Consider the following 14,042-nt stretch of genomic DNA (forward strand, 5'->3'; position numbering starts at 1 on the left):
CTCGCGATCAGGGGTCGATCAGGTACGGTATTCCGCGTTGATTTTCACGTACTCGTGGGACAGGTCGGTGGTCCAGATGGTTTCGCTGCAATCACCGCGCCCCAGCTCGATGCGGATGGTGATTTCTTCCTGCTGCATCACCGCCGCGCCCTGGGCTTCGGTATAGCTGGCGGCACGCGCGCCACGGCTGGCGATGCACACTTCGCCGAGGAACACGTCGATCTTGCTCACATCCAGGTCCGGCACGCCGGCACGACCGACAGCGGCCAGGATACGCCCCCAGTTCGGGTCGGACGCGAACAGCGCGGTCTTGATCAATGGCGAGTGGGCCACGGTGTAGCCGACATCCAGGCACTCCTGGTGATTGCCGCCGCCGCTGACTTCGACCGTGACGAACTTGGTCGCGCCTTCGCCGTCACGCACGATGGCCTGGGCCACTTCCATGCAGACTTCGAATACGGCCTGCTTCAGCGCGGCGAACAGCGGGCCGCTGGCCTCGGTGATTTCCGGCAGGGCTGCCTGGCCGGTGGCGATCAGCATGCAGCAGTCGTTGGTGGAGGTATCGCCGTCGATAGTGATGCGGTTGAACGACTTGTTGGCGCCGTCCAGCAGCAGGTTCTGCAACACTTCACGGGAAACTTTGGCGTCGGTGGCGATGTAACCGAGCATGGTCGCCATGTTCGGACGAATCATGCCCGCGCCCTTGCTGATGCCGGTGACAGTGATGGTCACGCCGTCGTGCTGGAACTGGCGGCTGGCACCCTTGGGCAGGGTATCGGTGGTCATGATGCCAGTGGCCGCGGCGGCCCAGTTGTCCACGGACAGGTCATCCAGCGCGGCCCGCAATGCGCCTTCGATCTTCTCGACCGGCAATGGCTCGCCGATGACCCCGGTGGAGTACGGCAGCACGGCGCTGGCATCGACGCCCGTCAGCTCGGCCAGCTTGGCGCAGGTGCGGGTCGCGGCGGCCAGGCCTGGCTCACCGGTACCGGCGTTGGCATTGCCGGTGTTGGTCAGCAGGTAACGCACAGGGCCCTGCACACGCTGCTTGGCCAGGATCACCGGAGCGGCGCAGAACGCGTTCAAGGTGAACACACCAGCCACTGTAGAGCCCTCGGCGCAGCGCATGACCACAACATCCTTGCGCCCCGGGCGCTTGATGCCCGCCGAAGCGATACCGAGTTCAAAACCGGCAACCGGGTGCAACGTTGGCAAAGGACCAAGACCAACAGCCATGAATGCGCTCCTCTTTAACCTGATGGGTGCACTGCCATCGCAAAAGGCAGTGCGGCGAATGGAAAAACGCCGCGACGGCTGATGCCGGTCGCGGCGCGGGTATTTCAGTGTCTGGCGAAAATCTTAGTTGATCTGGCCGTGACAGTGTTTGTACTTCTTGCCCGAACCGCAGTAGCACAGTTCGTTGCGGCCCAGTTTCTGCTCGTTGCGTACCGGAGCGGAGGCCAGGGCCACGTCGACATCGACGCCCTCTTCCAGCGCTTCCGGCTGCTCCAGGCCCGGGGCTTCGGCGTGCTCGAACTGCATGCGCTGAGCCAGTGCCTCGGCTTCCTGACGCAGGCGCGCCTCTTCCTCGATCGGATCCTCGCGACGAACCTGAACGTGCGACAGCACACGGATCGAGTCGCGCTTGATGGAATCCAGCAGCTCGGAGAACAGGGTGAAGGACTCGCGCTTGTATTCCTGTTTCGGGTTCTTCTGCGCATAACCACGCAGGTGAATACCGTGACGCAGGTGATCCATGGTCGACAGGTGGTCTTTCCACAGGTCGTCCAGCACGCGCAGAACGATTTGTTTCTCGAAGGTGCGCAGTGCTTCGGCACCGGCCTGGTCTTCTTTCTCGTTGTACGCCGCCACCAGCTCGTTCAGCAGCTTCTCGCGCAGGGTTTCTTCGTACAGGTGATCGTCTTCGTCGAGCCATTGCTGGATCGGCAGGGTCACACCGAAGTCGCTCTGCAACGCAGCTTCCAGACCGGCCACGTCCCACTGCTCAGGCAGCGATTGTGGAGGAATGTGCGCGCTGACGGTGGCGTCGAGCACGTCCTGGCGGAAGTCGGAGATGGTCTCGCCGATGTTGTCCGCGGCCAGCAACGTGTTACGCATGTGATAGATCACTTTACGCTGTTCGTTGTTGACGTCGTCGAACTCGAGCAGTTGCTTGCGGATGTCGAAGTTGCGGCCTTCCACCTTGCGCTGGGCCTTTTCGATCGCGTTGGTCACCATGCGGTGCTCGATCGCTTCGCCGGACTGCATCCCCAGGGCCTTCATGAAGTTCTTCACCCGGTCGGAGGCGAAGATGCGCATCAGGCTGTCTTCCAGGGACAGGTAGAAACGGCTGGAACCGGCGTCGCCCTGACGACCGGCACGACCGCGCAGCTGATTGTCGATACGACGCGATTCGTGACGCTCGGACGCGATCACCTGCAGACCGCCGGACTCCAGCACCTGCTGGTGACGCTTCTGCCAGTCGGCCTTGATCTGGGCAATCTGCTCGGGGGTCGGGTTTTCCAGGGAGGCGACTTCGACTTCCCAGTTACCGCCCAACAGGATGTCGGTACCGCGACCGGCCATGTTGGTGGCGATGGTCAGGGCGCCCGGACGACCGGCCTGGGCAATGATTTCCGCTTCTTTTTCGTGGAACTTGGCATTCAGGACCTTGTGCTCGATGCCTTCCTTCTGGAGCAGGTTGGACATGTGCTCGGAAGTTTCGATGGTCGCGGTGCCCACCAGGACCGGACGGCCCTGGGTCATGCATTCCTTGATGTCGCTGATGATCGCGGCGTACTTCTCGTCCGCGGTCAGGAACACCAGGTCGTTGTAGTCTTTACGCGCCAGCGGCTTGTTCGGCGGGATGACCATCACCTGCAGGCCGTAGATCTGATGGAACTCGAAGGCTTCGGTATCCGCGGTACCGGTCATGCCGGACAGCTTGGTGTACAGACGGAAGTAGTTCTGGAAGGTGGTCGACGCCAGGGTCTGGCTTTCGGCCTGGATGTTGAGGTTTTCCTTGGCTTCGATGGCCTGGTGCAGGCCTTCGGACAGACGGCGACCCGGCATGGTACGACCGGTGTGCTCGTCCACCAGGACCACCTGGCCATCCTGGACGATGTATTCGACGTTGCGGTTGAACAGCTTGTGCGCGCGCAGGCCGGCATAGACGTGGGTCAGCAGGCCCAGGTTGTGCGCCGAGTACAGGCTCTCGCCTTCCGCCAGCAGGCCGACCTGGGTCAGCATCTCTTCGATGAACTGGTGGCCGGCTTCGTTGAGCTCGACCTGACGGGTCTTCTCGTCGACGGTGAAGTGACCGGCCTTGGTGACCTCGCCTTCCACTTCCTCGACGTGCAGCTCAAGGCGCGGGATCAGCTTGTTGATTTCGGTGTACAGGCGGGAACTGTCTTCAGCCTGGCCGGAAATGATCAGCGGGGTACGGGCCTCGTCGATCAGGATCGAGTCGACTTCGTCGATCACGGCAAAATTGAGCTCGCGCTGGAACTTGTCTTCCATGCTGAAAGCCATGTTGTCGCGCAGGTAGTCGAAACCGAATTCGTTGTTGGTGCCGTAGGTGATGTCGGCGGCGTAGGCAGCGCGCTTCTCTTCCGGCGGCTGGAACGGCGTGACCACGCCGACCGTCAGGCCGAGGAATTCATAGAGCGGGCGCATCCAGTTGGCGTCGCGGCGGGCCAGATAGTCGTTCACCGTGACCACGTGCACGCCCTTGCCGGACAGCGCGTTGAGGTAAACGCCCAGTGTCGCCACCAGGGTCTTGCCTTCACCGGTACGCATTTCGGCGATCTTGCCTTCGTGCAAGGTCATGCCGCCGATCAACTGTACGTCGAAGTGGCGCATACCCATGACCCGCTTGCCGGCTTCGCGGGCGACCGCAAAGGCTTCGGGCAGCAGTTTGTCGAGGGATTCACCTTTGGCTATGCGGGCCTTGAACTCTTCAGTCTTGGCGCGCAACTGATCGTCCGAAAGGGCCACCATTTGCTCTTCGAAGGCATTGACGATCTGTACCGTCTTGAGCATGCGTTTGACTTCACGCTCGTTCTTGCTTCCAAAAAGTTTCTTTAACAAAGGCGCAAACATATCGGCAGGATCTTCCACACATAGGGATGGAGGGCGGCCCCGTGAGTCGCCCGTGCAGCCCTCATGGCCGCATGCGAACGAGCATTCTACCCGGAAACGATGGTGAGGAAAGTGGCGTTATTCCACGATGCTGGTACAGCGCTGTGACGGGGCTCACTTACAATAAGGCCTTTTGCGCCAGTTTCAACCCGGACGAGTACGAAGTTAACCATTGATTTAATAGATAAAGCGCAGCCGCAGCGATGAGCGAAGCCTGGCCAGCGCTTTCTGCTACCATGGCGGCTCTGTAACTTCAGGTGTCTGATCATGGCATTTCGCCCTCTTACGGCCAGAGCACCCGCCGTACTCCTTCGCGAAGCCAAGCCTCTCAAAGCCATACTCGGCCACGCCCAGCGCCTGGCGCATTTGCAGCGCCTGCTGGAAAGCCAGCTGCAACCGGCCGCGCGCGAGCACTGCCACGTCGCCTCCTGGCGCGAAGGCAGCCTGTTGCTGATCGTTACCGACGGCCACTGGGCGACACGCCTGCGTTATCAGCAAAAACGCCTGCAACGTCAGCTTCTGGAATTCAATGAGTTCAACAATCTGACGCGGATTCTGTTCAAGGTGCAGCCTCCCACCGTGCAACGCGGCGCGGCCGGCCACACCATGGACCTGTCGAGCAATGCCGCCGAGACCATTCAGGCCACTGCCGACGGCATCACCGATCCCAACCTGCGCGCAGCCCTGGAGCGCCTGGCCAGCCACGCCAAACCACGGGCGTAACTGGCCAGCCGCCGATCAGCGGCGCTTGCTGCCGCCCAGCAGAGATCCCATCAACCCGCGCACCAGCTGCCGACCCAATTGGTTGGCGGCCTGGCGCATGGCGGACTTCAGGGCCTGACCGGCGGCAGTGCCGAGGAACTCGCCGGCCCGATCGGTAAAGCTCGGCTCTTCGGCGGCGGGTTTGCCCGGCGCAGCCTCGGCCTCAGGTGCCAGGCCCTTGCGCCCCATCAGCACTTCATAGGCCGACTCGCGGTCGATCGGTTTGTCATAGCGGCCGACCAACGGCGAACTGCTGATCAGCGCCGCGCGCTCAGCCTCGGTCAGCGGCCCGATGCGCGATTGCGGCGGTGCCACCAGCACTCGCTGGACCATCTCCGGCGTACCTTTTTCCTGCAGGGTGCCGACCAGCGCCTCGCCAATCCCCAACTCGGTCAGCACCGACAGGGCATCGAATGCCGGGTTCGGCCGGAAGCCGTCCGCCACGGCGCGCAAGGATTTCTGTTCCTTGGCGGTGAATGCCCGCAAGCCGTGCTGGATGCGCAGCCCCAGTTGCGCCAGCACGTCGTCCGGCAAGTCGCCCGGCGACTGGGTGACGAAGTACACGCCCACGCCTTTGGAGCGAATCAGCCGCACCACCTGCTCCAGGCGGTCCTGCAACGCCTTGGGCGTCCCGGCGAACAACAGGTGGGCCTCGTCGAAGAACAGCGCCAGCAGCGGCTTTTCCGCATCGCCGCGCTCCGGCAGTTGCTCGAACAGCTCGGCCAGCAGCCACAGCAGGAAGGTCGCATAAACCTTGGGCGCCTCATGCACCAGGCGGCTGGCGTCGAGCAGGTGGATCCGCCCGCGCCCGTCACTGGCCGGCTGCAGGATGTCTTCCAGTTGCAGGGCCGGCTCGCCGAACAAGGCTTCGGCGCCCTGCTGCTCCAGGGTCGCCAGGCGCCGCAACAAGGCCTGGCTGGAACCGGTGGTCATCAGCGCCGCGTCATCCCCCAGCAACTGCGGGTTGTCCTTGAGGTGGTTGAGCAGCGCCTTGAGGTCTTTCAGGTCGAGCAGCAACAGGCCTTCGCGGTCAGCCACCTTGAAGGCCGCGTACAACGCCGACTGCTGGCTGTCGGTCAGTTCCAGCAGGCTGCCCAGCAGCAGCGGACCCATTTCGCTCAAGGTGGTCCGCAGCGGGTGCCCGGACTGCCCGTGGATGTCCCACAACGTGACCGGATAAGCCTGGGGCTTGTGGTTCAGCCACGGCATCCCGGCAATACGTTCGGCCACCTTGCCCTGGGGACTGCCCGCGGCGCCCAGGCCGCACAGATCACCCTTGATATCCGCGGCGAACACCGCGACACCGGCATCGCTGAAGGCTTCCGCCAGTCGTTGCAAAGTGACGGTTTTCCCTGTCCCGGTAGCACCTGCCACCAGCCCGTGACGGTTTGCCAGGCGCATGGCCTGGGCAATCGGTTGCCCTGCGAGATCGGCACCGATAACGAGTTGCGATGAATCCGGCATTTTGTCACCCATGGTTAATCTTTAGCCTTGACCGGCCGATATCAGACCAGAAAAGACTGAAAAATAGGCCAGATAATTCCCTAAGGAGAGATGGAAATATCAACTTACTTTCAACCCTGCCCATTTTGCGCGCTTTTATAAGAGCACGCTCGTGACATTAAGACCTTAGCGGACACCACAAGCCATGAACAAAAACCTGCGCTTCAGCCATAAAATCCTGCTTGCCGCCGCCCTCATCGTCATTGCCGCCTTCGCCTCCTTCACGCTGTACAACGACTATTTACAGCGCAACGCGATCCGCGAAGACCTGGACAATTACCTGCATGAAATGGGCGATGTGACCGCCAGCAACATCCAGACCTGGCTCACCGGACGCATCCTGTTGATCGAAAACCTGGCGCAAAACCTGGCGATCGACCCGCAATCGACCAAGGTCGCCAGTCTGCTCGAACAGAAAGCCCTGACCTCGACCTTCATGGCCTCCTACCTGGGCGATGCCAGCGGCAGCTTCACCATCCGCCCGGACGCGAAGATGCCCGACGGCTTCGACCCGCGCGTTCGCCCCTGGTACAAGGGCGCCGAAAGCAGCAGCGGCTCGACCCTCACCGAACCCTATATAGATGCAGCCACCGGCCAGTTGATCATTTCCGTCGCCACTGCCTCGCGGCATGCCGGGCAGAGCATCGGCGTGGTGGGCGGCGACCTGAGCCTGCAAACCCTGGTCGAAACCCTCAATGCCCTGGATTTCGACGGCATGGGCTATGCCTTCCTGGTCAGCGCCGACGGCAAGATCCTGGTGCACCCGGACAAGGCGCTGCTCATGAAGAGCCTGAGCGAGGCCTATCCGCAGAACACGCCACGCATCAATGGCGACTTCAGCGAGATCGAAGTCGAGGGCAAGTCCCGCATCGTCACCTTCACCCCGATCAAGGGCCTGCCGTCGGTGAACTGGTACATCGGCCTGTCCGTGGACAAGGACAGGGCGTTCTCGATGCTCAGCGAGTTCCGCGCTTCGGCCATCATTGCCACCGTCATCGCCGTGGCCATCATCATCGCCCTGCTGGGCATGCTGATCCGGGTACTGATGCAGCCCTTGCACGTCATGACCCGCGCCATGCAGGACATCGCCGAGGGCGAAGGCGACCTGACCCGTCGCCTGACCATCCAGAACCAGGATGAATTCGGCATCCTCGGCACCGCGTTCAACCGCTTCGTCGAGCGTATCCACGGTTCGATCCGCGAAGTCTCGTCGGCCACCGAGCACGTCAACGAAGTCGCCCTGCGAGTGGTCAGCGCCTCCAATTCGTCGATGCTCAACTCCGACGAACAGGCCAGCCGCACCAACAGCGTGGCCGCAGCGATCAATCAGCTCGGCGCCGCCGCTCAGGAAATCGCCCGCAACGCCGCCCAGGCTTCGCAGCAAGCCAGTGATGCGCGCAACCTGGCCGAGGACGGCCAGCAAGTGGTGGACCGCAGCATCCTGGCGATGAACCAGCTGTCGGACATGATCAGCGCCTCCAGCAGCAACATCGAAACCCTCAACAGCAAGACCGTGAACATCGGGCAGATCCTCGAAGTCATCACCAGCATCTCCCAGCAGACCAACCTGCTGGCCCTCAACGCGGCCATCGAAGCAGCCCGGGCGGGCGAGGCCGGGCGCGGTTTCGCCGTGGTCGCCGACGAGGTGCGCAACCTGGCCCACCGCACCCAGGAGTCGGCGCAACAGGTGCAGACCATGATCGAGGAGCTGCAGATCGGCGCCCGCGAGTCGGTGAGCACCATGAGCAACAGCCAGCGCCACAGCCAGGACAGCGTGGAAATCGCCAACCAGGCCGGCGAGCGCCTGAACAGCGTGACCCAGCGCATCGGTGAGATCGACGGCATGAACCAGTCGGTCGCCACCGCGACCGAAGAACAGACCTCGGTGGTGGAGTCGATCAACATGGACATCACCGAGATCAACACCCTGAACCAGGAAGGCGTGGAAAACCTGCAGTCGACCCTGCGCGCCTGTTCCGACCTGGAGCAGCAGGCCGCCCGCCTGAAGCAACTGGTCGGCAGCTTCCGCATCTGACCCCTTCAGCCACCCGGTGCCAGGGCAAACCCCCGGCACCGGACTGGCGACAATCTGTCCTTCATTCGCAGCAAACCGTTCATCCAGACCCTTCGCCAAGCGCCACGGCAGCCCGACCGAACATCTATCCTTGATAAGGGTCAACCCTAAGGAGAGCAGCGGATCGGAGGGATGATCATCGTGCATATCGCTGACATAACCATGTTCTACGCCCCTGCCAGCGGTGGTGTGCGCACCTATCTGGACGCCAAGCACCGTCGCCTGGGACGCCTGCCAGGCATCCGTCACAGCCTGCTGGTTCCCGGGGCCCACTTCAACGAACGAGACGGTATCTATAAAGTCCCCGCTCCCGCCCTGCCCTTTGGCAAGGGCTACCGCTTTCCCCTGCGCCTGGGGCCCTGGCGCAATATCCTGCAGGACCTGCAACCGGACCTGATCGAAGTCGGCGATCCCTACCTCACCGCCTGGGCGGCCCTGGATGCCCGGCGCCAGCTGGACGTACCTGTGATCGGCTTTTATCACTCGGACCTGCCGCTGCTGGTCAGCAACCGCATGGGCCCCTGGCTGACCCCGAATGTCGAAGCCTACGTGCGCAAGCTGTACGGCAACTTCGACCGGGTCCTGGCCCCCAGCCAGGTCATGGCCGACAAACTGATCGGCCTGGGCGTGCGCAACGTCTATGTGCAACCGCTGGGCGTGGACCTGCAGACCTTCCACCCGAGTCATCGCGACCCCCGCCTGCGCGCCGCACTGGGGATTGCCGAAGACTGCCGCCTGCTGATCTTTGCCGGTCGCGGCTCCAAGGAAAAGAACCTGCCGGTGCTGCTCAACTGCATGCAACGCCTGGGCAAGCGCTACCACCTGTTGCTGGTGGGCTCGGCCATGCCGACCGCGGTACCGGAGAATGTCACGGTGATCGACCAGTTCTGCCCGGCCCCTCTGGTCGCCCGCCTGATGGCCAGCGCCGATGCCCTGGTCCATGCCGGGGACCAGGAAACCTTTGGCCTGGTGATCCTGGAAGCCATGGCCAGCGGCATTCCGGTGGTCGCGGTGGCCGCCGGGGCCTTCCAGGAAATCGTCACCGCGGAGGGTGGCTTGCTCTGTGCGCCGAACAATCCGCTGGCGATGGCCAATGTCGTGCAAGAGCTGTTCGCCCAGGGGTGTGCCGAGCGAGGCCAACGGGCGCGCCGGCATGTCGAGCGCTACTACGCCTGGGATAGGGTGGTCGCCAGCCTGCTGCAGCACTATCGCGCCGTGCTCGGCACCCAGCAGCCGATGCTGGCCCATGGTTGAGTCCGCCGGCGTGCCCAGCGTGCTGCTGGTCTTGCACGATGTCGCGCCACAAACCTGGATCGACTACCAACCCTTCGTCGAAGCCGTCGACGCGCTGGGCAACGTGCCGCTGACCTGGCTGGTGGTACCGGATTTTCACCGGCAAAACCCGCTCGATGCCCATCCCGGTTTTCGCCGGCTGCTCAGCGCGCGCCTGGAACGGGGCGACGAACTGGTGCTGCATGGTTGCTTCCATTGCGACGACCAGCCGCCACCGAGCACCCCGTACGACTGGTTCATGCGCCGCCTGTACACCCGTGAGGGCGAGTTCCACAGCCTCTCGGAAAATGCTGCCCTGGCACGCCTGCATGCCGGGCTGGAAGTGTTCCAGCGCTATAACTGGCCCGTGCAGGGGTTCGTCGCCCCCGCCTGGCTGATGAGCCCGGGCACGCGCCAGGCCCTGCGCCAACTGCCCCTGCGCTACACCAGCGGCCCGCAGCATCTGTACCGGCTGCCGGACTTCTCGCCGATCGCCGCCCCCGGCCTGGTGTGGAGCGCCCGCAGCGCCTGGCGCCGACAAGTCTCCCGGCTGGTCAACGCCCAACGCGAACGACGCTGGCGACAGGCACCGGTCATTCGCCTCGGCCTGCACCCGGTGGACATGCGTTACCCCGACTCGCGCCAGTACTGGCTGGACATCCTCGAACGCCTGCTGGAGCAAGGACGCCAGCCTCTGACCAAGGCCGACTGGCTGGACACCCAGCCGCCGAGGGCGCGCGGTGCCCCATGAGCCGGACGATCGGGTCGGTATTCTTGCTGATGGTCGGGCGCCCCTTGCTGCGCACCCTGATGAAGCTCAAGCAGGCTTAGGCGGGTCTGTATCCGGAGCATCCTGCTGCAACTGCTGCCACAACTCGGCGGCACCGGGAAATTCGGTACCGTCCTCGGCGCTCATGTCGTCCGGGTCGTAGCGGCTCAGGCAGCCCTCACCGAGGGTGGCGGGTGCCTTGGATGTGGCTTTATCCAGTGGATCACTCATCGGCCGATCCTCATGAAAAATCGCCGGGCCTGGAGCTTGAATGCCCAGGCCCGGCGGATTCGATCAGAGCACTTTTGATCAGAACACTACAGTCTTGTTGCCGTGCACCAGCACACGGTCTTCCAGGTGGTAACGCAGGCCGCGGGCCAGGACCATCTTCTCGACGTCACGACCGAAACGCACCATGTCTTCGATGCTGTCGCTGTGGCTGACACGGACCACGTCCTGCTCGATGATCGGGCCGGCGTCCAGCTCTTCGGTCACGTAGTGGCAGGTCGCGCCGATCAGCTTCACACCACGCAGGGAAGCCTGGTGGTAAGGCTTGGCGCCGACGAAGGACGGCAGGAAGCTGTGGTGGATGTTGATCACCTTGTGCGCGTATTCGCTGCACAGCTCCGGCGGCAGGATCTGCATGTAGCGCGCCAGCACCACCACTTCGGCATCGTGCTGTTTGACCAGGCGCGAGACCTCGGCGAACGCCGGTTCCTTGTCCTGCGGGTTGACCGGCACGTGGTAATAAGGAATGCCATGCCACTCGACCATGCTGCGCAGGTCATTGTGGTTGGAAATCACACAGGAGATTTCGCAGTCGAGTTCGTCGCTGTGCCAGCGGTGCAGCAGGTCCGCCAGGCAATGGGACTCGCGGCTGGCCATCAACACCACGCGTTTCTTCTGCGCGGTATCGGTGATGCGCCAGTCCATCGAGAACTCTTCGGCAATCGGCGCAAAGGCTTCACGGAAAGCTTCAAGGCCGAACGGCAAAGAGTCGGCACGTATTTCGTGACGCATGAAGAACCAGCCGCTCAGGTCATCCGAGTGGTGACTGGCTTCGGTGATCCAGCCGTTGTGGGACGCCAGAAAGTTACTGACTTTGGCAACGATGCCAACGCGGTCCGGGCAAGAAATCACCAACCGAAAAGTGCGCATGAGGGGGAAACTCCAGAACTTCGCAAAGGCCGCCATTCTAGCGATTGCGCGACAAAACTGCAGTATTCGTGATGTCGGAATCCGATTCCTCTGAGCTGCCCGTAGGGCTCATGCCCGATGCGAGCGGGAAATCAGTCACACTTGGAAATAGTCCTATAACTCTTTGGGGAATATTCCTGCGGACTCGTTCACAACATTTAACTCATCACTCAGCTTCTTTGCTAAACACTCTAATCAAATTAAATAAAAGACGGCTTTATTGTTTACTTGGGCAAACTGCCTGACTATTATTACGCCACTGTCACCTGCCACTCAGCACTCAACATAAGGCAATTCTCATGTCCCTGATCAACGAATACCGCGCCACAGAAGAAGCTATCAAAGAGCTGCAAGCCCGTTTGAAGAACCTGTCGCAAGACGACAAACTGCAAGCCGAGCTGGAATTCGAAGGCAAACTGCGCGCCCTGATGGGTGAATACTCCAAGTCCCTGCGCGACATCATCGCGCTGCTGGATCCGGACTCGAAAGTTAAGGCGCCACGTGTTGCCGCCAAAACTACCGGCACCAAGCGCGCGCGCAAGGTCAAACAATACAAGAACCCGCACAACGGCGAAGTCATTGAAACCAAGGGTGGCAACCACAAAACTCTGAAAGAGTGGAAAGCCAAGTGGGGCGGCGACGTGGTCGAAGGCTGGGCAACCCTGCTGGGTTAAGCCGTACGCCCGTCACAGAGGGATTTGCGACCTTATGAAAAAACGCCAGCTTGCTGGCGTTTTTTTATTTCCGGCAAACGCCCGAAATGTTCTAAGCCGAACAATCAAAGCCCGAAACGCAGCGCCAGCGACCGACTGTAATCCTGCCACTCATCCAGCACCTGACGCTGAACCGATGTAGCACTCGCCAGTAGTTCGGCAGCCGCCTGATTGAAACTTTCCAGGGTATTGGGCGCTCCCCACTGCGGGTCGCACAGGCGCTGCTGACAGAATGTTTTCCAGCGTTCTTGCTCCTCCCCGTTCAAGGTGTCAGGAAAGTTACGGGCGCGATAACGAAATAATAATTCCGGCAAACGTTCATCATCGAACGGCCATTGCTCTTGCCCTAAATGAGCCGGTTCGGCATTGCGCACTTGTTCGCACAAGCGTCGGTCGCGATCGCCGATAAAACCATCGTACAACTGCTGCTCGGGATCGAGGCTGGGGGGGAAATCCTCGCTGGCATAAATTGCCGCAAGTTTATCCCGCCAAACTTCTTGTGCGTCACTTAGCCGCAGCGCCCGAGCCTTATATTCCGCCATGTCCAGTTGCAAACGCTGCTGGTCTTCGCCACGCAATACATTCAGCGGCGCGACGACCGGGCAGCGATTGATATGAATCAGCTTCAACGGCACCGGCAACTCGCCTTCGGCCAGGTCTTCGCGGCGGGTATACAAGCGCTGGCGCAACGTCTCGGCGTCCAGGTCGAGCAATCCCTGTGGGTCCAGGTGCAGGTCGCAGACAATCAGGGCGTTGCGATTGCGCGGGTGCCAGGCCAGCGGCAGGACCACGCCGACATAACTGCGCGCCGCGGAAAAGCGCCCGGAAATATGCACCAGCGGTTGCAGCAGGCGGATCTGGTCCATGACCTTTTGCTTGCTGCGCAACTGGAACAGCCATTCATACAGCTTCGGCTGCTTGTCCCGAATCAACTTGGCCAAGGCAATAGTGGCGCGCACATCGGACAGCGCCTCGTGGGCATGCCCGTGATCGATGCCATTGGCCGCCGTCAGGCGCTCCAGCTTCAGGGTCACCCGCCCTTCCTCGTCCCGTGGCCAGACAATGCCTTCCGGGCGCAGGACATAGGCAGTGCGCACCACATCGATCAGGTCCCAGCGGCTGTTGCCGCCTTGCCACTCGCGGGCGTAAGGGTCGAAGAAATTCCGGTACAGGCTGTAGCGGGTCATCTCGTCGTCGAAGCGCAGGGTGTTGTAGCCGGCGCCACAGGTGCCCGGCGCCGCCAGCTGGGCATGCACCCGGGTCATGAAATCGGCTTCGCTCAACCCCTGCTCGGCCAGCCGCCCCGGGGTGATGCCGGTGATCATGCAGGCCGCCGGATGGGGCAGGATGTCGTCGCTGGGCTGACAATAGAGATTGACCGGCTCGCCGATTTCGTTGAGCTCGAAGTCGGTGCGAATCCCTGCCACCTGCAACGGCCGATCGCAGCGCGGGTTGATGCCGGTGGTTTCGTAGTCGTACCAGAAGATGGAAGTCACGGGCTGTTCCTGAGCAAAAGACCGGCGAAGTCTAGGCGCTTGGCACCGGCCGCGGCCAGCCTTCTTGCGATTCAAGGGTAACGACTCGCGTCACGCGGGACAGTTAATGATGTCGT

Annotated in this window: 11 protein-coding genes and 1 pseudogene; 6 read left to right on the forward strand and 6 right to left on the reverse strand. The window is 62.1% G+C overall.

The window, feature by feature from the left end; all coding sequences use genetic code 11:
- Positions 1–18: 18 nt before the first annotated feature.
- Both argJ and secA read right to left on the reverse strand, forming a co-directional pair.
- Entirely contained in the window at positions 19–1,236 is a 1,218-nt protein-coding gene (gene argJ / locus ACTJKT_RS23480) for a bifunctional glutamate N-acetyltransferase/amino-acid acetyltransferase ArgJ (RefSeq protein ID WP_440788749.1), read from the reverse strand.
- 123 nt (positions 1,237–1,359) lie between these two features.
- Positions 1,360–4,101 (reverse strand): preprotein translocase subunit SecA, encoded by a 2,742-nt coding sequence (gene secA, locus ACTJKT_RS23485; RefSeq protein ID WP_440788750.1) that lies wholly within the window; start codon positions 4,099–4,101, stop codon positions 1,360–1,362.
- Positions 4,102–4,407: 306 nt separating this feature from the next.
- Between secA and ACTJKT_RS23490 the strand changes: the two genes are divergently transcribed.
- Positions 4,408–4,863: a DUF721 domain-containing protein gene (locus ACTJKT_RS23490; RefSeq protein ID WP_007931160.1), complete on the forward strand. Its 456-nt coding sequence runs from the start codon at positions 4,408–4,410 to the stop codon at positions 4,861–4,863.
- 15 nt (positions 4,864–4,878) lie between these two features.
- Here the strand turns inward: ACTJKT_RS23490 and ACTJKT_RS23495 are convergent, their stop codons facing one another.
- On the reverse strand, positions 4,879–6,366 hold the full coding sequence (locus ACTJKT_RS23495) for a helicase HerA-like domain-containing protein (RefSeq protein WP_097305436.1): 1,488 nt from the start codon (positions 6,364–6,366) through the stop codon (positions 4,879–4,881).
- Between the two features lie 184 nt (positions 6,367–6,550).
- Between ACTJKT_RS23495 and ACTJKT_RS23500 the strand changes: the two are divergent.
- The 4 genes and pseudogenes from ACTJKT_RS23500 to ACTJKT_RS23515 all read left to right on the forward strand — a co-directional run.
- Positions 6,551–7,582 (forward strand): annotated as a pseudogene (locus ACTJKT_RS23500) (HAMP domain-containing protein); the annotation flags it as partial.
- 93 nt (positions 7,583–7,675) lie between these two features.
- The gene (locus tag ACTJKT_RS23505; protein WP_440788786.1) at positions 7,676–8,440 is read left to right on the forward strand and encodes a methyl-accepting chemotaxis protein; all 765 of its coding nucleotides are present in this window, start codon (positions 7,676–7,678) and stop codon (positions 8,438–8,440) included.
- Positions 8,441–8,611: 171 nt separating this feature from the next.
- Positions 8,612–9,733, forward strand: coding sequence for a glycosyltransferase family 4 protein (locus ACTJKT_RS23510; RefSeq protein ID WP_440788751.1), 1,122 nt, complete (start codon positions 8,612–8,614; stop codon positions 9,731–9,733).
- Positions 9,726–10,502: a DUF2334 domain-containing protein gene (locus ACTJKT_RS23515; RefSeq protein ID WP_440788752.1), complete on the forward strand. Its 777-nt coding sequence runs from the start codon at positions 9,726–9,728 to the stop codon at positions 10,500–10,502. The genes ACTJKT_RS23510 and ACTJKT_RS23515 overlap by 8 nt, the downstream gene beginning before the upstream one ends.
- Before the next feature lie 66 nt (positions 10,503–10,568).
- On the opposite strand, the gene ACTJKT_RS23520 is transcribed toward ACTJKT_RS23515, so the two are convergent.
- Together ACTJKT_RS23520 and purU are read right to left on the reverse strand one after the other, a co-directional pair.
- A complete protein-coding gene (locus ACTJKT_RS23520) occupies positions 10,569–10,751 on the reverse strand; it encodes a hypothetical protein (RefSeq protein WP_016703378.1) in 183 nt (60 codons plus the stop codon).
- Between the two features lie 78 nt (positions 10,752–10,829).
- Positions 10,830–11,678 carry a formyltetrahydrofolate deformylase gene (purU, locus tag ACTJKT_RS23525; RefSeq protein WP_440788753.1) on the reverse strand — a complete coding sequence of 283 codons (849 nt, stop codon included), beginning with the start codon at positions 11,676–11,678 and terminating at the stop codon, positions 10,830–10,832.
- A gap of 338 nt (positions 11,679–12,016) precedes the next feature.
- Here purU and mvaT point away from each other — a divergent pair, with 338 nt between their 5' ends.
- Entirely contained in the window at positions 12,017–12,391 is a 375-nt protein-coding gene (mvaT, locus tag ACTJKT_RS23530; protein ID WP_007931174.1) for a histone-like nucleoid-structuring protein MvaT, read from the forward strand.
- A 104-nt stretch (positions 12,392–12,495) separates the two neighbouring features.
- On the opposite strand, the gene sbcB is transcribed toward mvaT, so the two are convergent.
- The gene (gene sbcB / locus ACTJKT_RS23535) at positions 12,496–13,926 is read right to left on the reverse strand and encodes an exodeoxyribonuclease I (protein ID WP_440788754.1); all 1,431 of its coding nucleotides are present in this window, start codon (positions 13,924–13,926) and stop codon (positions 12,496–12,498) included.
- Between the last annotated feature and the right edge of the window lie 116 nt (positions 13,927–14,042).

This window comes from Pseudomonas sp. 22526 (assembly GCF_052044735.1).
In the GTDB taxonomy this organism is placed as follows: domain Bacteria; phylum Pseudomonadota; class Gammaproteobacteria; order Pseudomonadales; family Pseudomonadaceae; genus Aquipseudomonas; species Aquipseudomonas piscium.

Excerpts from the sequence above, each read along its gene's own strand:
- ACTJKT_RS23515 (WP_440788752.1), top strand. The coding sequence starts at position 9,726 with ATGGTTGAGTCCGCCGGCGTGCCCAGCGTGCTGCTGGTCTTGCACGAT.
- ACTJKT_RS23495 (WP_097305436.1), bottom strand. The coding sequence starts at position 6,366 with ATGCCGGATTCATCGCAACTCGTTATCGGTGCCGATCTCGCAGGGCAA.
- ACTJKT_RS23510 (WP_440788751.1), top strand. The coding sequence starts at position 8,612 with ATGATCATCGTGCATATCGCTGACATAACCATGTTCTACGCCCCTGCC.
- purU (WP_440788753.1), bottom strand. The coding sequence starts at position 11,678 with ATGCGCACTTTTCGGTTGGTGATTTCTTGCCCGGACCGCGTTGGCATC.
- secA (WP_440788750.1), bottom strand. The coding sequence starts at position 4,101 with ATGTTTGCGCCTTTGTTAAAGAAACTTTTTGGAAGCAAGAACGAGCGT.
- mvaT (WP_007931174.1), top strand. The coding sequence starts at position 12,017 with ATGTCCCTGATCAACGAATACCGCGCCACAGAAGAAGCTATCAAAGAG.
- ACTJKT_RS23520 (WP_016703378.1), bottom strand. The coding sequence starts at position 10,751 with ATGAGTGATCCACTGGATAAAGCCACATCCAAGGCACCCGCCACCCTC.
- ACTJKT_RS23505 (WP_440788786.1), top strand. The coding sequence starts at position 7,676 with ATGCTCAACTCCGACGAACAGGCCAGCCGCACCAACAGCGTGGCCGCA.
- ACTJKT_RS23490 (WP_007931160.1), top strand. The coding sequence starts at position 4,408 with ATGGCATTTCGCCCTCTTACGGCCAGAGCACCCGCCGTACTCCTTCGC.
- argJ (WP_440788749.1), bottom strand. The coding sequence starts at position 1,236 with ATGGCTGTTGGTCTTGGTCCTTTGCCAACGTTGCACCCGGTTGCCGGT.